The sequence below is a fragment of the Nonomuraea antimicrobica genome, assembly GCF_039536965.1.
Lineage (GTDB): Bacteria > Actinomycetota > Actinomycetes > Streptosporangiales > Streptosporangiaceae > Nonomuraea > Nonomuraea antimicrobica.
Genome location: NZ_BAAAZP010000124.1, coordinates 48,295 through 66,627, shown reverse-complemented (window position 1 = coordinate 66,627; position 18,333 = coordinate 48,295). Strand labels below are relative to the sequence as shown.

15 protein-coding genes are annotated in these 18,333 nt (G+C 70.6%); 2 read left to right on the top strand and 13 right to left on the bottom strand.

What is annotated here, in order from left to right; genetic code table 11:
- Nucleotides 1-24 precede the first annotated feature (24 nt).
- The 6 genes from ABD844_RS33860 to ABD844_RS33835 form a co-directional block, all read right to left on the bottom strand.
- A complete protein-coding gene (locus tag ABD844_RS33860; protein ID WP_344887033.1) occupies nt 25-786 on the bottom strand; it encodes a hypothetical protein in 762 nt (253 codons plus the stop codon).
- Between the two features lie 8 nt (nt 787-794).
- Nucleotides 795-1,370: a zinc metalloprotease gene (locus ABD844_RS33855; RefSeq protein WP_344887031.1), complete on the bottom strand. Its 576-nt coding sequence runs from the start codon at nt 1,368-1,370 to the stop codon at nt 795-797.
- Nucleotides 1,371-1,675: 305 nt separating this feature from the next.
- Nucleotides 1,676-4,024, bottom strand: coding sequence for an ATP-binding protein (locus ABD844_RS33850; protein WP_344887029.1), 2,349 nt, complete (start codon nt 4,022-4,024; stop codon nt 1,676-1,678).
- Nucleotides 4,025-4,196: 172 nt separating this feature from the next.
- Nucleotides 4,197-5,111 (bottom strand): hypothetical protein, encoded by a 915-nt coding sequence (locus ABD844_RS33845; RefSeq protein WP_344887027.1) that lies wholly within the window; start codon nt 5,109-5,111, stop codon nt 4,197-4,199.
- On the bottom strand, nt 5,108-5,620 hold the full coding sequence (locus ABD844_RS33840; RefSeq protein WP_344887025.1) for an RNA polymerase sigma factor: 513 nt from the start codon (nt 5,618-5,620) through the stop codon (nt 5,108-5,110). Before ABD844_RS33840 ends, ABD844_RS33845 begins: the two co-directional genes overlap by 4 nt.
- Before the next feature lie 155 nt (nt 5,621-5,775).
- The gene (locus ABD844_RS33835) at nt 5,776-8,295 is read right to left on the bottom strand and encodes an RICIN domain-containing protein (protein WP_344887023.1); all 2,520 of its coding nucleotides are present in this window, start codon (nt 8,293-8,295) and stop codon (nt 5,776-5,778) included.
- Between the two features lie 210 nt (nt 8,296-8,505).
- Here ABD844_RS33835 and ABD844_RS33830 point away from each other — a divergent pair, with 210 nt between their 5' ends.
- Entirely contained in the window at nt 8,506-9,123 is a 618-nt protein-coding gene (locus ABD844_RS33830; RefSeq protein WP_344887021.1) for a cysteine hydrolase family protein, read from the top strand.
- A complete protein-coding gene (locus ABD844_RS33825; protein ID WP_344887019.1) occupies nt 9,120-10,235 on the top strand; it encodes an MFS transporter in 1,116 nt (371 codons plus the stop codon). The genes ABD844_RS33830 and ABD844_RS33825 overlap by 4 nt, the downstream gene beginning before the upstream one ends.
- Here ABD844_RS33825 and ABD844_RS33820 read toward each other — a convergent pair.
- The 7 genes from ABD844_RS33820 to ABD844_RS33790 form a co-directional block, all read right to left on the bottom strand.
- On the bottom strand, nt 10,223-11,185 hold the full coding sequence (locus ABD844_RS33820) for a LacI family DNA-binding transcriptional regulator (RefSeq protein WP_344887017.1): 963 nt from the start codon (nt 11,183-11,185) through the stop codon (nt 10,223-10,225). The genes ABD844_RS33825 and ABD844_RS33820 overlap by 13 nt on opposite strands.
- Before the next feature lie 68 nt (nt 11,186-11,253).
- Nucleotides 11,254-12,180, bottom strand: a complete 927-nt coding sequence (locus ABD844_RS33815; protein ID WP_344887015.1) for a nucleoside hydrolase — start codon at nt 12,178-12,180, stop codon at nt 11,254-11,256.
- A 50-nt stretch (nt 12,181-12,230) separates the two neighbouring features.
- Nucleotides 12,231-13,508: an ABC transporter permease gene (locus ABD844_RS33810; protein WP_344887013.1), complete on the bottom strand. Its 1,278-nt coding sequence runs from the start codon at nt 13,506-13,508 to the stop codon at nt 12,231-12,233.
- A 5-nt stretch (nt 13,509-13,513) separates the two neighbouring features.
- A complete protein-coding gene (locus ABD844_RS33805) occupies nt 13,514-14,737 on the bottom strand; it encodes an ABC transporter permease (protein ID WP_344887011.1) in 1,224 nt (407 codons plus the stop codon).
- Nucleotides 14,734-16,248, bottom strand: a complete 1,515-nt coding sequence (locus ABD844_RS33800) for an ABC transporter ATP-binding protein (protein WP_344887009.1) — start codon at nt 16,246-16,248, stop codon at nt 14,734-14,736. The genes ABD844_RS33805 and ABD844_RS33800 overlap by 4 nt, the downstream gene beginning before the upstream one ends.
- 22 nt (nt 16,249-16,270) lie before the next feature.
- Nucleotides 16,271-17,317, bottom strand: coding sequence for a BMP family lipoprotein (locus ABD844_RS33795; RefSeq protein ID WP_344887007.1), 1,047 nt, complete (start codon nt 17,315-17,317; stop codon nt 16,271-16,273).
- Nucleotides 17,314-18,234 (bottom strand): PfkB family carbohydrate kinase, encoded by a 921-nt coding sequence (locus ABD844_RS33790; RefSeq protein ID WP_344887005.1) that lies wholly within the window; start codon nt 18,232-18,234, stop codon nt 17,314-17,316. The genes ABD844_RS33795 and ABD844_RS33790 overlap by 4 nt, the downstream gene beginning before the upstream one ends.
- Nucleotides 18,235-18,333: the final 99 nt, after the last annotated feature.

The following is an 18,333-nucleotide window of genomic DNA, read 5'->3' as shown; positions in this document are numbered from 1 at the left end:
GTGCGTCCCGGCGGTTGGCGACTCCTATGGGCAACTGTTCTCGGCCGGGGCCTTGGGCTGCTGTCTCTGGCCCGGTGTGGCCGTCTTCAGCGTGGCGGCCAGCGCCGCCGCGTTCTGGCCGACCAGTTCTTCTTCTATCCCGACGTCCGGTCCGGCCGCCCCGGCCAGCGTGCGGGCGCCTTCGACGGTCTGGAGCCGTCCTTCGTGCTCGCCCTGGCCGATGACATCGCCGTCGTAGGGGAGTTCTGAGCCTTCCCCAAGACCGAGCCACCTGCCTGGCTCGGGCTCGTCGCCCTCGGAGCAGCGGGCGTCCTCCCAGACGATCGCCAGGATGTACTGGTGGCCCGCCTCTATGCGCGGCCGGCCCTCCAGTGCGACCGGTGACAGGGCGCTGGTGTCGCCGTCGTTGAAGGTGAACCCGCTGGCGTTGTACGCCCAGCTCTGCGGCGCGGGATGGGGTGCCCCGTCGCGCGACCAGAGCACCTCCTTCACCTGGAGGTCGACCCTGCGGCCGATCAGCCCTTCGCCGCGTTCGATCTCGATCTGGGCCGGCGGCAGCCGCTGTTCGGACACGGCGTTGACGACGACCACGTGGTCGGCGTAGGTCACCCAGTCGGCGGCGGTGATGCTGGGCAGGCGGTCGTCGGCGTGTGCCATGACCACCTCTCGCGGCTGTGCCGGGGCGCCGCCGCCGGCGGTGGCGCTCAGGGCTCCGCTGGTGACGATCGCGGCCGTGACGACGGCGGCCACCATTCCCGCACCGAGGACAAGGAATCGACGTCTCACGGTTCCCCCTAGTAGGTGTTGTTGATGTGGCCGCGGTTGTTGGCGCCGAGGGTCGTGGTGCCGCCCGTCGGGGTCTTCATGCAGCCCAGCGCCGGATCCGTCCGGCTGATCTGCGGGCTGGCGACGTTGCCGTGCTGGAGGCCGACGGCATGACCGGTCTCATGGCACACCAGCGAAGGGGTGTAATAGCCGTTGCCCCTGATGCGGACCACCTGCTGGTCGCAGTCGACCATGTCACCGCCCAAGGCGTCGCACCACGCCATTCCGTCGGCGCTGTCGGAGATCCCCGCGGAACCCTCCTGGTAGACGATGTCGGTCTCTCCCGATCCCGAGAACACGGGAGTCGAGTCGTAGGCGATGACCAGATCGGTCGGCGCGTATTGGTTCGCCATGACGTTCTGGACGTCGGTCCGGTCGGTGGCCTCCAGCATGAATTCGCCGCTGCTGTCCATGTAGTAGGAGACGTCGCGATTGTCGGTCTGACACGGAGTCGTGTGCATCCCCTTCACGCAGAACGGGCTCGTGTTCGAGGTGGGGAACATGTTGTCGGTGACCTCGGCCCAGGCCACACCGACCGCGACCATCAGAGGAACGAGGGCCAGGGCGACAACGCCCGTGACCCGCCGGCGAAGCGGCCTACCGCTGAATAATGACACTGCACTCCTTTACGGCTCGACGAGGTCGTACGTCTCGTGGCGGACCGGTCCCATGGCCGGCTGCCGAGCGTCCGCCTCGTTTTGCGGAAGGCCATCTTGGAGTGAGGCACTTGAATGGCTGTGAAAAAATCCTGAAATGGTCTGACGTGAGTTATTCGCCGTTGTGCGGTACGGCGCGCCACGGGTCAATGCCGCTTTGTGTTCTGGGGCGCTGATGCGCCTTTCCACCGAGGTCAGGTACGCGGCGGTGCGTCGTCGTCCAGGGCGCGGAGCTTGGCACGGACGTCGGCGGCCTCGCTTCTTTCGAGTTCGGTGAAGATGCGCAGAGCCCGCCTCCAGGTTTCCCCGGCGGCCCGGCGATCGCCCAAGGCGTGATGGGCGTCGCCGAGGTGGGCGAGAGCCTCCGCCTCCCGAGCGCCGTCGTCGAACGCGCGAGCCAGCTCAGCCGAGCGCTCGTAGCACGGGATCGCCTCCCGATGCTCGCCGAGCAGGTGGTGGATGTAACCGAGGGTGTGCAAGGTGGCCGTCTCGCTGCGGCGGTCACCCATTTCCTGCTGGAGGGCCAGCGCCCGCCGGCACAGGACGAGTGCCCGATCGTGATCCTCCAACTGCACGTGCAGCCAGCCGAGATTGTTCAGGCCGTCCGCGTGGCCCGCCCGGTCCCCGGCTCGCGCGTAGAGCTCCTGGGCCTGCTCGGCATAGCCGAGCCCCTCCTCGCGACGGTCCATCGACCACAGGACCCAGCCGAGCGTACGGGAGACGTCGGCCTGCCCGACGAGGTCACCGCCCGCGGCGAACCCGTCGAGGGCCTTCAGCAGGTACGCGCGCGCCTCGTCGAACCGGCGCATCTTGACGTGCGGGAGGGACAGGCTCCGGTAGGCGTACGCCTGACAGGCCCGGTCGCCCAGCCGGTCCGCGGCCCGTAGAGCGGTGCCGGACACGGTGGTGAGGTCGTGCCAGTGCCCCCGCCGCTGGAGAAAGTCCCGCATGCTCCAGGCGAGCTGCCAGGCGTGGCGGTCGAACCCCGTGTCGAACGCCTGCTCGACGGAGGCGATGAGGGTGCCGTGTTCGGCGGTCAGCCAGGACATGGCCCGATCGAGGTCGGCCAGGACGTACGGAGTGTCGTCCCCGGTGACCGGTGGCGGCAGATCGAGTTGCTTGCGGTGCGGTTGGAGCAGCAGCGCGGCACTGTGCGCGGTGCGCAGGTAGTGGTCGAGCACGCGGCGTACCGCCTCGCGCCGCTCCTCGTCGGAGTCTGTGCTGCCGGCGAGTTCGGTCGCGTAGGCGCGGAGCAGGTCGTGGAAGGCGTACCTGCCGGGTGTGGGCTCGCCGATCAGGTGGGCGCGGGCGAGTTCGGCCAGCACCGGAGCTACGCGGGCCGGTGACATCGCCGTCAGGCGGGCCGCGGCCTCGACGTCGATGTCGGGGCCCGCGTGCACGCCGAGCAGGCGGAACAGCCGGGCGGCCGCGTCGCTGAGCGTGCGGTAGGACCAGGAGAACACCACCCGCACGTCCGTGAACGCGCTGTCGTCGCTCAACGGCGCCAACCGGCCACGGCTCTGCGAGAGCTGGTCGGTCAGGGCGGCGAGGGGAAAGTCGGGGCGGATCGCCGCGCGGGCGGCCAGGACGGCCAGCGCCAACGGCAACCGCGCACAGGCGGCGATGAGGTCGTCGGCGGCCTGTGGTTCGGCGGTGAGGCGTTCGTCGCCCAGTCGGCGTCCGAGCAGGTCGCGGGCCTCGTCGGCGGACAGCACGTCCAGATTGATCACCTGGGCGCCCTCGACGGCCACCAGGCTGGAGAGCTGGTCGCGGCTGGTCACCAGCACCATGCAGCCGGGCGAGCCGGGCAGCAGCGGGCGGACCTGCTCGGCATCGCGGGCGTTGTCGAGCACCACCAGCAGGCGCCGGTCCGCGAGCAGGCTACGGTAGAGCGCGGCCTGCGCGTCCTCGGTCGCCGGGATCCGCTGCGGCGCCACCTCAAGGGCGTCCAGGAATCCGCGCACCGCCACCGCCGGGTCCAGCGGCGATCCGGCCGGGTGGAAGCCGCGCAGGTTCACGTACAACTGACCGTCGGGAAAGCGGTCGCGGGCCCGCTGCGCCCAGTGCACGGCCAACGTGGTCTTCCCCACGCCGGCCGTGCCGGCGATCACCATCGTCGCGGACGGCCTGCCGGCCGTCTCGTCGAGGATCCTGAGCGGCTCGACGCGCCCGGCGAAACCGGCCACCCCCGCCGGGAGCTGGGCCGGGCGCACCCCTGCGTACGCCGGCCGCGTGACAGGGGAGGGCGGAACGGAGCCATCATCGGCAGCGGGCTCGCCGTCGGGCCGACTGACGGGCTCGCCACGGGCGAGAGCGATCAGCGCGGCACGGGCGGGCTCTGGGAGTGCCAGCGCGTCGGCGAGCGCGCGCACCGATCCGAGGCGGGGCCGCTGGATCCGGCCCGACTCCAGACCGCGTACGGTGCCCACGCTCAGCCCCGCACGCCGCGCCAGCTCCTCCTGCGTCAGCAGGGCCCGCTCCCGTGACCTACGCAACTCCGTGGCCAGCAGCCCCGGCTCGGCCGATGTCTTCCGCGGAGCCATTACACGCCCCTCACAGCGCTCCGGAAGCCGACGCCGGATTGACGCTCATTTGTCGTGAACCGCGTCATGCGACGAAAGCATAGTCCACGATGATCTACCCTGGCGCGGTCACCGTGGGGGCAGCCGGATCCGCGCGTCGTCTGACAGCCCCCAGTGATCAGTCTGGCCGTTCTCAGTCGGTGAGGTCGTCGTACCACTGAGGTGTGGCGACCGTCAGCGGGTCAGGGGCGGAGCCGGCGCCGGGACCGGGGAGGACGTAGAGGTCGATGGTGTCGGAGCTGTGGTCGCGGGATCCGCTGACGATCCAGTCGTCCTTGATCCGGTCCGCGGAGACCGGATGATCGAAGAAGCCGCCGTCGGGAAAGTTCCACAGCAGGCGATAGCCGACCTTCAAGCCACGCCGGTGCAGTTCGGCGCGCACGGCCTGCACCGTCTTCCCGTGAACCTGGTAGCCCTCCAGAGACTCCTCCCCGGTGGGGTCGTAGGCAGGGTCCTCGGCGTAGGGCTCGCCGGGTTCGGCGGGGCGGCCGATCCCGAAGACGACGCGGCCGGGGAAGTCCGAGGGCATCCAGACCTTGCCGCAGAACGCCGACGCGCAAGGTGTCAGGGTCTGCGTCCCTATGCTTCCGTGCCACTTGAAGCCCTCGGGAACGATCGGGCCGATCAGCTTGCCGACGTCGTCCGGCGCCACCGGGATGATCTTCACCGTGACGTTCAGCCCGACCGCGTCGAACGCCTCCTCGAAGCGCCGGCGGTCGGCCGTGGGGTCGGTGATGGTGACGGCGAAATAGCCGTCGGACCTGTTGATGGAGACCGCCGCGTTGGCGTACTCGGTCGCCGGACCGCCGGAGGGCAGGCCGACGCCGATCGCGACCGCTGCCGCCGCCGCGATGACGGCCGAGGCCAGAACAGGCCGGCGGGCACGCCGCAGCCCGAGGGCTCCGCCTCCGCCGAGCCACCGGAACGGCCGACGGCGCGGAACCGGCGTCGCCATGATGGCCGCGCGCAACTCTCGCGCGCCCGGCCCCTGCTCGGGCGCGTGCGGGACAAGGTCGATAGCTCTCATCAGGTTGTCGACGTCGCTCATGCTTCCCCCATCGAGATCGTCGAGACCGCCGGCCGATCGAGCCGCGCCGCCAGCCGCTTGCGCGCTCGGTGCAGCCGGGTGCGGGCGGCGACAGCCGTACATTCCATGACTTTGGCGATCTGCTCGCTGGTCAGCCCCTCCCAGCAGGCCAGCGCCAGCACCTCGCGATCACCCTCGGGCAACTCCTCGAAGGCGGCGCGGACGTGCTCCAGATCGACCGGGGTGACGGGCCGGTCGGCGGCCAGTTCGTCACGGAGGCGGTCGGCGAGCCCGGCTCGGCGTGAGGCGCCGCGTTGCTGGTTGGCCAGCACCCGGCGGGCCACGCCGTACAGCCACAGCAGCGCCCGCTCACCGTCGGGGACCTCGTGGAGGCGTCGCCAGGCGGTGAGGAACGTCTCGGAGATGACGTCGGCGGTGTCGTCGGCCGAATCGGTACGGCGGGCGGCGTACTGATGGATGGCCGGATAGTACGAGTCATAGATCGCCTCGAAGCGATCATGAGGTGTCACAGAGTCTCCTCGCGAAGGGTGCCGGACACCTTGGTAAGTGTCCGGCACCCCGCGGCGTGTTGCAGACCGCGACGAAGGCCCCTACGACGGGGAAACCGGGCATCGCGACTCCGGCGACGACGGCGACACCCGTCGTGGTGGCGTCATCCGGCTCCTCAGGTCGTGGTGGGGCAGGCGCCCGGCTGGTTCCAGCCGTCGCACCAGTTCGCCTTCGGTCCCCAGATCGCCCCGACCGAGGCCATACCACCGGTGGTCATGTCCTTGAGGGTGTAGGTGAGGAGATAGGGAACAGTGCCGACCCTGATGTGGTAGTTCCCGCCGGCGATGGGGCCCCAGAACATCCAGCGCTCGTTCTTGCCCGAGCTGGACGGCTTGCTGCTGTCGTAGTAGTGGTCGGCGATGTAGAACCCCAGACCCCTCATCTCGTAGTCGATGATCTGCAGGTGCATGGTGACCGCGCATTTGGGGCCGACGACATAGGCCCGGGTGTCGAAGAAGACGCCACCGACGGGCTCGCTGCCCGGCCTGAGGGCTTTCGAGTTCCAGTAGCCCTGCATGCGGCACCTGCCGTTGCGGATGTCGACCAGCCGCTTCGGATAGATCACGTTGACCCACTCGTTCCCCGCCGCCGTGGGGGTGGCCGCCTTCTCCGCAGCCTTGTCCATCGGGGCTCCTGCCTTGAAGCCCGAGGGTGCCGTCGACATCAGGACGTCGTCGCCCGGCGTGACGGTGGTGGCGGTCTCCAGGATCCAGTGCTGTTCTGCGGCGTTGCCGGCCGCCGTCGACTGGACCACCTTGGTGCCGTCGGTGAGGCCGCCGCCGTAAACGGTCAGCCGATGACTGCTCTTGGCGTTCTTGACGTAGCTCTCGCCCGCCGGGTCGGCCTCGAGGATCCACCGCTGCTCGGTGCCGGACCCACAGGTCCACTGGATGGCCTGCGCGCCGCTGGCGGTGCTGCCACCGCCGATCGCCAGGCATTTGCCGCTCAGGGAGTTCTTGAGCTGCCGCCCGTCGATCCCGGTCCAGGTCCACTGCTGCTCGGCGCCGGACCCACAGGTCCACTGGCTGAGCTGTGCGCCGTCGGCGACGCTGCCGGTGCCGTTCGACAGGCACTTGCCGCTCTTGACGTTGCGGATCCGGTAGCTGGGCGGTGCGGGGTCGGAAAGCAGCTCAGCGCCGCCGCCACAGGCTTCCTGGGCCAGCGGGGCGAAGCCGTAGGTCTCGATGATCGCGGTGTTCTGGCAGATCAGCGAGGTGGGGCCGGTGAAGACCTCCCGCCAGGGGCTGGTCCGCTGCTTGTTCACGGGGAGCACGTTGTACATCCTGTGCACCAGCGGCCTGCCGTACTCCGGGTTGAACACGAACGGTCGTTTCACCACCTTGCTCTGCTGGTCCTGGGCGAGCCCGCCCAGCACACGTCCGGCGCGGTAGTCGGCGGCCACCCCGCTGGACCCGAACATCTGGCGCATGTACTCGGAGATGGAGTGCGGGATGACGTCCGTCAGTCCCAGCGACCGCCCGTCATCGACGGGAATCGGGGAGCCGTCGCTGGTGGTGGTGCGGATGCACGGGTACCGGCCCGCGGTCAGGTCGGCCTCGGTGATGCCCACCCGCATCAGCCACGCCGACCGTACCGAACTCGCCGCCGGCAGCAACGGCGTCGCCGGCCTCCCCCGGACCCTCGTGATCCGGCACTGGTAAAGGTCCTTCAACTCATCGGAGGTCATGTCCGGCAGGTCCGAGAAGGTATGGGTGGTGTAGCTGACCCCGTCGGGGAACGCCGCGGTGTTGGACACCACAGGGCCCCGCCCGTCCCCCTCCGGCGCCTGCACGATGCGGCCCATCCGGATGTCGGGCCACCTGTTCTGCACGAACTGCGCGATCGAGACCGGCATGATCGCGTTCGGGTCCGCCGCCACGAGCGAGACGTCGTTCTCGCGGTTCGGCACGCCCGCGTTGACGTCCTTGACGCACGGGTACTTCCCGCCGCGCACGTCGTCTTCCCGGATGTCGAGAGCCGCCAGCCACTCACCGCGCAGTTGCGACCCCGACGCCGGCAGCAGGGGATGCCATCCCGCCGAACCGGCGCCACAGGTGTACACCTCGCGCAGGAAGCTCAGATTCTTCCCGAGCAGGGAGGCCCTCCGGTTGGTCACGAACGTGATCCCGTCCAGCGCGTACGGCAGGTAGGTCACCCCGTCGACCGGAGAGATCGACAACCTGCTCGGCTCGCCCGCCAGCCGGGCGAAGTCGAGACACCCGTCCTCCGCCGCTATCGAGTACCGCAGCGCGCTCTGCCCCCCGGCGTCGGTCGCCGGGCGGTTCAGGGTGCAGTCCGGATGCGTCGTGGGATCCTTGGTCGTGATCGTGGGCGACGCGCTCTGGCTGGCCGCGTTGTACGACCCCAGAACCTTCTGCCCGTTCACCGTCACCGCGTCCGCCAACGCGTTCATCAGCCATTCCGTCGTCGCCGACCCCACGCCGGCGAGCGCCCGGTATCCCGGCGATCCAATCGGATCCGCCTGCGCGGTCTGGGCGGGAAACCCGCTCACCAGGCCCGTGAGCACCATCACACTCAGCAGGGCGGCCGGTAACCTGAACCGGCCGGTCTTCCTGCTTCTTCGCCACACCCCGAACACGTGCTTCCCCTCTTCGAGGCCCCTTTTGGGGATCATCACCCCATCTGTTGATTTGTGGGGCAAACGTCGCAAATGGTCACGTTCGGAGCTGAATGCCATGTGAACGTGCCGCATCCCAGGCCCGAACGGTCCAGAACTCCCGCAGTTTCGGCCATCCGCACCGGGTCGGCACGTCCATGTTGACGAGGGTCTCGGCCGGCGATATGGTGCCGAAGTCTCGTATCTAAACGATTAGAAAGACGGCTCATGACACGGGCAAGTGCCGAGGCTCTCCTCGTCGTCGACGTCCAGCACTATTTCGCCCGGCCCGAGTTTCTGAGGAGTCACGGCGTCTCGGCGGAAGCCGTGGCCTGCGTTCAGGCGGCCGTCGAGCAGATCGCCGGTCTCGTGGACGACGCGCGGTCGGTGGGTGTGCCGATCTACTGGATCCGGAACACGACCCGGCCCGATGCGCCGTGGGAGGCGAACAGGAAGTTCCGGGGTTCACCTGCCGCGTTCGGGTTCGACGCGTGCGCGGAGGGCACCGAGCTCGCCGAGCTCTACCGGGTCCAGCCGATCGCGGAAGAGACCGTGGTCCGCAAGGAGAGGTACAGCGCCTTCATCGACACCCCGCTCGAGTCGATGCTGCGAGGCGCCGGAGTCGATCGGGTCACCGTGACCGGGCTCACCACCGAGTGCTGCGTCGCGTCGACGGCGAACGACGCCTTCCAGCGTGGGTGGGAGGTTCAGGTGCCCGCCGACTGCTGCGCGTCCTACCAGGAGGACACGCACCGCGCGGCGCTGGCCGTGATCGCGCTGAACATCGGTGACGTGACGGTTCGCGAACAGGTGGCCGCCGATTGGTCTCGGGCCCGCGGCGCGTGAGGTTCATCGTCGTCGTTCTCGGTCTCGCGGCCGCCGGGATGAGCACCTTCCTCCCCGCGGGTCTGGCCGACGCGGTGGCGCGGGATCTCGGCACGGACGTCGACCGGCTCCACCTCGCGACCGTCGTCTACTCGGTCGCGTACGCGGTCTGCGTGCCGTTCACGCCGGCCCTCGGCCATCGGCTCTCGTGGCGCGGCGTCATCTCGATCGGCGCGGCGCTGGTCGTCGTGGCCAGTGGGCTCGGCGCGCTGGCATCGACTCACGGCGCCTTCGCCGCCTCCCGGGCGATCGCCGCGATCGGCGCGGCCACCCTCGTCCCGGCCCTCCTCTCCGCGGCCGGGGCCGCGCGGCGGTCGGCCGCGGCCACGGGGGTCGCGTTCGCCGTCCTGGCGGGGGCGACCTCGTTCACGCCCGACGTGGCCCGGGCTTTCGCCGACCGAATCCCCTGGCAACTAGTGCTGATGGCGCCGGCCCTGCTCGGCGTCGCCGGCGCGGCCCTGGCGTTCGCGGTGCGCGGCGCGCCGGCGGATCGGGCGGACCGGCTGCGGCCGGTCCGATTTCTCGGCACTCTGGCGACCTGCGGATTCTGGCTGTTTCTCACGGCGGTCTCGATGGCATCGGCCTACCTGGTGTTCGGCCAGTCGGACGCGCTCGCGACCGGCGTCGGGTCGGACGCGGCCGGGTCGGCCGTGTTCGGGGCCGGGGGTGTCGCCGCCACGGCGCTGGTCGGCCTCCTGCTCCAGAACCGCGATCCAGAACGGCTGCTGGTCGGAGCGCTCACGGTGCTGTGCCTGGTGTTCCTGGGATTCGTCGCCCTGACGCACGCCGACCGGGCCTGGGCGGCGAGCGCCGGTCTGCTGTTCGGCGTCTGGGGCGCGGCCACCTGGTCGATCAGCCCGGTCATCCAGCAGTTGCTCCTGCGTGCCGCGGGGCCACACGGCGCGATCGCGGTCGGCCTGAACGCCTCCGCGCTCTACGTCGGGATCGGCGCCGGGACGACGCTGGGCGCGGTCAGCCCGACGATCACGGTCGGGCTGTCGCTCGCCGTCCTGCTGTCGGCTCTCGCCGCGCTGGCCGTGCTCATTCGGTCGCGGGTCGCTCAGGCCCTGTAGTCGCAGCCGCAGCTCGCCCGGATGGTCAGGGTCGCGAGCGATTCGCTGTCGTCGGGATGCCCGGTCAGCAGGCCGACCGCCTGGGCGGCCATCGCCTCCACCGGCTGCCGCACGACCGTCAGCGGGGGAGAGGTGAACGCCGTCTCGGCGGATCCGTCGAGGCTGATGACGGCGAGGTCGTCAGGGATGCGCACGCCGAGCTGGTAGGCGGCGGACAGGATCCCGAGTGCCTGGACGTCGGAAGCGATCACCAGCGACCTCGGCAGTGTCCCGAGCCGGTGCTGTCGCCGGAACTCGGCGGCCGCTTCCTCGCTGGGGTAGCCGGACCGGCGGAGCGACCCGTCGTCGCCGACGAGCGCGGCCCATGCGCGGATCCGCTCGCCGGTGGGGCCGACGTCGTCGGGGCCTCCCCAGAATGCCGGCGCGCCGTAGCCGTGGCCCTGGAGGTGCTCCACCGCCTCGCGGACGCTGTGCGTGTTGTCGCTCTCGACGAGCAGGCCCTCGACGCCGTCGGGTTTGTGGTGGACGTAGACGACTGGGATGTCGATTTCGAGGGAAAGCTCCTGGTCTGGCCAGAACGCCGTGATGAGCAGCCCGTCGATCTGGGCCGAGAGCAGCGCCTCGATGGCCTGGCGCTCGGATCGTCCGGACACCGCGGCGTGGCTCACGAGCGCGAACCGGTCGGCGTCGCCGACGGCCTGGACGATCGCCCGGGTGAGCTCGCCGAAGTAGGGAATGGTCGGGTCGGGTGTCAGCACCCCGACGAGACCCGTCCGGCCGGAACGCAGGGCTCGCGCGATCCGGTTCTGCCGGTATCCGAGATCCGCGGCCGCGGTGAGCACGCGCTCCTTGGTGGCGGGCGCGACGTTGCGCGGCCCGTTGTTCAGCACGTAGCTCACTACGGCGGTCGACGTGCCCGCCCGCTTAGCGATGTCCGCGTACGTGACCATGATTAACCACTCTACTGCCGCGTGGGCACGGCGCCGGCCGGAGGGCCTCCGGCCGGCGCCGACCGGCGTCAGAGGGTCACGGCGGCCCGCAGCGCGTCGAGGAAGATCTGGCCGTCGACACTCGTCACGACGCGGGTGTTCACCGGTCGCGGTGGGGTGCGGCGGTCGGCGTAGGTGTGCCCGCGGGTGGTCTGGTCGGTCGCCACCTGCAGATGGAGGTCCTCGGCGTGGACGATCATGCCGGGGTCGATGGCGATCGCCATGGCGATGGGGTCGGGCAGGTCGTAGCCGGCCAGCCCGGTCTCCTCGACCGCGAACACGTGCACGTCGCGGTTGATGTCGGCGGCGAACTGCCCGAGCCTGCCGAGGTCGCGCAGGCGGCGATCCTCGTCAGGATCGATCACCGCGTACTTGCGGGAGATGTCCCAGCCGACCATGGTCTTCTCGCCCGGCGCCTGGAGCACGATCTGCGCCGCCTCGGGGTCGGCCCAGGCGTTGTACTCGGCGATCGCGGTCACGTTGCCGTTGCCGTCGCTGGTGCCCAGCATCAGGTAGGTGTGCGCGAACCTGGTGAGGAACTCGGGGTCGATCGTGATGGCGGCCGCGATGTTCGTCAGGGGGCCCAGCGTCACGAGCGTGTGCCGGCCGGGCTCGTCGCGGGCGAGGTCGAGAAGCGCGAGCACGGCGTGGCCGTCCTGCGTCGCCATCCGCGGTTCGGGCAGCGGCGTTCCGCTCATCCCGTCGGAGCCGTGCACGTTCTGCGCGGTCCCGAGCTCGCGGATGAGCGGAGCGGGGCATCCCGCCCACACCGGCACGTCGGCGGCCCCCGCCAGTTCGAGGGTGACCTTCGCGTTGCGGACGCCCTGCGCGAGGGGGACGTTCCCGGCGACGATCGTGACGGCGCGGATCTGCGAGCGTGGGTCGCGCGCGGCCATCAACAGGGCGACGGCGTCATCGGACGCGGTGTCGGTGTCGATGACGAGACTCTGGGGCACGGGTGATCTTCTCCTTGTTTCTGTGTGTTCCATGACTTGGTGCAGGACTCTCAGGACTTGAGGTAGGGCTTTCCGCCCGCCGCCGGCGCGCGGGACCGCCCGACCAGGCCGGCGACCGCGAAGATGGTGATGACGTAGGGCAGCATGAGCATGAACTCGCTCGGCACAGGGGAGCCGATGATGCCCAGCATGCTCTGGAGGTTCGTGGCGAATCCGAACAGCAGCGCCGCGAACGTGGCCCGGATCGGATGCCATCGGCCGAAGATGACGGCCGCGAGGGCGATGAAGCCCATGCCGTTCGTCATCTCCTTGGTGAACGCGCCGACGGAGTCGAGGGTGAAGTAGGCGCCGCCAACACCGGTGATCGCGCCGGCCAGGGCGACGTTCCAGAACCGGGTGCGGTTGACGTCGATGCCGACCGTGTCGGCCGCGGTCGGGTGCTCGCCGACCGCGCGGACCCGCAGCCCCCAGCGGGTCCTGAACAGGCCGAACCACACCGCGAACACCGCGACGTACATGAGGTACACGATGATCGTCTGCCGGAAGATCACCGGCCCGACGATCGGGATCGCCGACAGTCCGGGGATCGGCAGCACGGGGAACCGGTCGGGCGCGTTGAACAGCTCGGCGTCGGACTTCAGCACCTTCACGTACAGGAAGCCCGTCAGGCCGGTCACGAGCACGTTCAGCACGACGCCGACGATGACCTGGTCGACGACGTACCGGATCGCGAAGGTGGCGAGTACGAGAGCGACGAGCACACCGCCGGCCATCGCCGCGACGAGCCCGAGGACGGGCTGACCGGTGACCGACCCGACGACGGCGGCCGAGAACGCGCCGAGCAGCAGTTGGCCCTCGATCGCGACGTTCACGATGCCCGCGCGCTCGCCGATGACGCCCCCGAGGGCGCCGAAGATCAGCGGGGTGCCGAGCGCGAGGCCGCCGATCAGCAGTCCGGTGACGGGGACGGTCTGTCCCGCCGACGCCCAGGTCAGGAACGCGACGAGGAACACGATCGCGAACACCGCGACGAGCCGGCGCGGCACCCGCCGTCCGGCGCCGAACAGCACGAGCGCGTGGGCCGCGACCGCGAGCCCGGCGAGCACGAGGGCGAGCGCGGCGACGGTGCCGCCCGTGGGGACCGCCAGCGGGGCGAGCGCGACGAGGTCGCCGGGCGCCGTGAGGCCGAAGGTGCTCGTTCCCGTCCGTGTGACCACGAAGCCGAGGAGGAGCGCGACGACGGCGAACGCGTCGAGCGCGATCGGCGCCTTCCAGTCGCGGCTCACGGCCGTCCTGGCACTGACGGTGTTCGTCGCGGTGCCGCTCACGCTGCTCACCTGGTCACCGCCTTCGGGCTGCGGGGGAGCCGGGTGGCGGCGGCCGGGGCGGGCAGCCGGAACACGGCGCGTACGAGGGGCGGCGCCGCGATCAGCAGCACGATCACGGCCTGCACGACGAGGATGAGGTCGATCGGGACCGCCTGGGCCGCCTGCATCGCGTACCCGCCCGTCTTGAGCGCGCCGAACAGCAGGCCGCCGGCGAAGACGCCCCACGGGCGCGAGCGCCCGAGCAGCGCCACCGTGATGGCGTCGAAGCCGATGCCCGCGTCGACCCCCGAACCGAAGCCCGTGGTCGTCGTGCCGAGCACCTGCGAAGCCCCGGCGAGGCCGACGAGGCCGCCGGACATCATCATCGCGACCAGGTACACGCGCCGCACCTCGATGCCGGCCACCCGCGCCGCGTCCGGGTTCTCGCCGACCGCCCGGAACCGGAAGCCCAGGCCGGAACGGTTCAGCACCCACCAGACGAGGATCGTGGCCGCGACCACGAGCACGAACCCGGCGTGCAGGCGGAAGGAGCCGACGCCGAGCAGATCCGACAGCGTCGGCAGCACCGCCGTGTCGAGCGCCGCCGGCGACTTCGGGTTGTTCGAACCGGGCGCCTGCAGCGCCCCCGGGGTGCGCAGCAGGAACGACACCAGGTAGAAGGCGACGTAGTTGAGCATGATCGTGACGATCACCTCGTGCGCGCCGGTCCTGGCCTTGAGCACACCCGCGATGCCGCCCCAGAGCGCGCCGCCGGCGATCGCGCCGAGCACGCAGACCAGCAGGTGCAGGAGGTACGGCATCGGAAACGACCAACTGATCCAGCCGGCGACGGCGGCCGCGACGAGCATCTGCCCCCGGCCCCCGATGTTGAACATGCCGCTCCGGAACGCGACGGAGACGCCGAGACCGGCCGCGATGAGCGGGGTCGCGAGGGTGAGCGTCTCGGTGAGCGGCTTGATCTGGTTCGCCCAGCCCACGCGCGTCCCGTTGAAGACGGCGCCCTGGAACAGCGCCGAGCACGCGCCCGCGACGGCGTCGCCGGCCGCGAGGACGGCGTCGGCGGGACGCGCGAACAGGTAGCCGGACGCCGCCTGCACCTCGGGATCGGTGAGCACGATGAGGACGCTGCCGACCAGCAGGGCGAGCCCGATCGCGAGGACGGAGACGACGGCGTTGCCCCCGGAGATCTCCCTGAGGATCCGATGGGAGCGGGGCGTGTCCTGTGTCATGGCGCCACCGCCTGGGGTGCGGCGCCGGCCATCATGAGACCGAGCACGTCGCGCGGGCTGTCACCGGGCACGACGCCGACGATCTCGCCGCGGTACATCACGGCGATGCGGTCGGCGAGCGCGACGACCTCGTCGAGCTCGGTCGACACGACGATCACGGGCACCCCCGCGTCGCGGGTCCGAACGATCCGCTGGTGGATGAACTCGATCGAGCCGACGTCGACGCCGCGGGTGGGCTGGGCGGCGACGAACAGCCGCAGCTCGCGATTCAGCTCGCGGGCGAGCACGACCTTCTGCTGGTTGCCGCCGGACAGACGGCCGACGTTGGTGCCGGTCCCCTGCGCGCGGATGTCGAACTCGGTGATCGCGGCACGGGCGAACGACTCGATCGCATCGAGCCGCAGCGCGCCCGCCCGTACGAACGGAGCGCCGTTCGAGCGGTCGAGCATGAGGTTCTCGGCGATCGTGAACTCGGCGACGAAGCCGTCCCGCGCGCGGTCCTCCGGCACGAACCCGACGCCCGCGTCGAGGACCTGCCGCGGCGTGCGACCGGCCAGCTCGACCCCGTCGAGCGTGATCGAGCCCTCGACCCGCGGCTGCAGCCCGAGGATGGCCTCCGTCAGCTCGGTCTGGCCGTTGCCCTGCACGCCGGCTATCGCGAGGATCTCCCCGCGCCGCACCGCCAGGTCGACGTGCGACACGACGTACTGGCCGCGCGCGTCGATCACGGACAGGTCGCGCAGCACGAGCGCGGTGTCCCCGGGCTCGGCCGGCGCCTTCCGCACGGTCAGCTCCACCGCGCGGCCGACCATCATCGATGCGAGCTCGGCGTCGCCGGCCGTGGGCGACGCCTCGCCGACCACCTTGCCGAGCCGCACCACCGTGATGCGGTCGGCGACCTCGCGCACCTCACGCAGCTTGTGGGTGATGAACACGATCGCGGTGCCGCGCTCCTTGAGCCGGCGCATGATCGCCATCAGTTCGTCGGTCTCCGGGGGCGTGAGCACGGCGGTGGGCTCGTCGAAGACCAGGATCCGGGCGTCACGGGAGAGCGCCTTGATGATCTCGACCCGCTGCTGCACGCCGACCGGGAGATCTCCCACGAGCGCGTCGGGGTCGAGGTCGAACCCGAAGCGCTGCGAGATCTCCCGCACGCGGGCCCGGGCGGCGTCGAGGTCGAGCGTGCCACCGGCACCCGTGGGCTCGTTGCCGAGCATCACGTTCTCGGCGACCGTGAACACGGGGATGAGCATGAAGTGCTGGTGGACCATGCCGATCCCGGCGTTCATCGCGTCGCGCGGGCCGGAGAACCGCTGGACCACGCCGTCCAGGAGGATCTCGCCCTCGTCGGCCTGGTACAGGCCGTAGAGCACGTTCATGAGGGTGGACTTGCCCGCGCCGTTCTCACCGAGCAGGCAGTGGATCTCGCCGGACTGGACCACCAGGTCGATGTGGTCGTTCGCGGTCAGGCCGCCGAACCGCTTGGTGATGCCGCGGAGCTCGAGTTTCATGAGGTCTGGCCTCCGTTCCGGGTCACGGCTTGATGGAGCCGTCGACGAGTCCGGCCCGGATCTTGTCCAGCTCCGCGCCAAGGGCGGTGCCGGCTCGGTCCGCGAAGTCGTGGAAGGGCGCGACCCCGACGCCGTTGTTCGCCAGGGTGCCGACGTAGCCGGCCGTGCCGGCCGCGCCGGCCGCGTTCCCCGTCGCGCCGGCCGCCTGGGCGACCGCCACGTCGACGTGCTTCAGCACCGAGGTGAGGAACAGGCTCTGGTACTTCCGGTCCGACTCGTATCCGTCGGTGTCGACGCCGATGAGCGCGGCGGACGTCCCGCGGTCGCGGATCGCCTCAGCCGCGGACTGGTAGATCGGACCGCCGACCGGCATCAGCACGTCGGCGCGCTGGTCCAGCAGGCTCTGGGTGACCGTCTTGGCCTCGACGCCCGCCGCGTAGCCGCCCACGAACGTCCCCGTCTGCTTGGCGACGTTCCATCCGACCACCGTCACGGAGGCTTTGTTCTGCCTGTTGAAGTAGTCGACGCCACGGGCGAAGCCGTCCATGAACGCGGTGACGGGCGGGATCTGCGTGCCGCCGTACGTGCCGACCACGCCGGTGGTCGAGTAGCTCGCCGCGGTGTACCCGGCCAGGAACGCCGCGGGAGTGATGTCGAAGGTGATCGTCGTCACGTTCGGAAGGTCGATCGAGCCGTCGTCGACGATCGCGAACCGGATCTCCGGGTTCGCCTCGGCGGCGGACCTGATGGCGTCGACCAGGTTGAACCCGACGCCGACGATCATTCTGCAGTCGCCGTTGACCAGGCTCTCGACGTTCGGGACGTAGTCGTCGGGGGTGCGCGAGATCGTCACGGTCGGCTTGGTGCCGCCTGCCCGGGTGAGCCCGGCGTAGGTCAGCTCGTTGAACGAGCCGTCGTCGATCCCGTTCGTGTCCGTGACCATGCAGAGCGACGGCGCCGCCCCGCCGGCACCGCCGCTCGCGGGCGGTGCGCCGCAGCCGGCCAGTGTCGTGCCCGTCGCCGCTATCAGCAGGGCCAGCACGCCGGCCCTCACCTTGTTGATCTTCATCGATTACTTCCTTGTTCATCTCCGATGCCCGATGCGCCCCATCGGCGCACGGCACGAGCCCCGGCGGCGACGCCGTGCTCCGCGGCTTCGTACAGGGACAGGCCCCGGCTCAGCGCGGCGGCGACCGTTCCCGCGAAGGCGTCGCCCGCTCCCGACGTGTCCACGACGACGTCGACCGGAGGCGCCGGCACCCGGCGGATCTCGCCGTCGGGCGAGATGATCGCCGCGCCCTCGGCGCCGAGCGTGATGACGACGTCGATGCCCCATCGCCTGGCGAGGTCCGCAGGGCGCGACTCCTCACCGAGGTGGCGGCGGGCGAGGGCGGTCGCCTCGCCCTCGTTGACGATCAGCGGCGCGGCCGTCCTGAGCGTCGCCTCGCTGACCTCGATGACCGGCGCCAGGTTCAGCACGAACCGCAGGCCGTGCTCCCGTGCGAACGCGGCGACGGCGTGGACGACCGCGGGATCGACCTCCCCTTGGGCGACGAGCGTGGTGGTGGCCCTGTCGCCGCCGCGCGTCCTGTCGAGGACGGCGGCGATGGCCAGGTCGGCCGTGAGTGCCGCGTTGGCGCCCCGGTCGACGACGATGGCGTTCTCGCCGTCGTCGTCGACGATGACCCAGGCCCGGCCGGTGGGACGGGTCCGGTCGCGCACCGGCCGGACCTCGACGGCCCGCGACCGTAGCCAGCCGAGGGCCTGTTCCGCGGCGGGGTCGTCGCCCAGTGCGCAGACGATGGTGACCGACGCGCCGGCCTCCGCGGCGGCGACGGCCTGATTGGCTCCCTTGCCGCCGAGCTGGTGGTGGTTCGTCGCGGCGAAGACCGTCTCGCCCGGGAGGGGCAGCATGGCGACGCGGATGGTCGTGTCGAGGTTCACGGATCCGACGACGACGACGGTTGGTTCGAAGGTAAACGCCATGTTGCATCCAATCGATTAGATGACGACGTTTCTAATCGATTAGGTGGGTCGGGCGCAAGCCCCTCGGACCGTCCGGTATGGCGGCGTGATGCGCGGCCT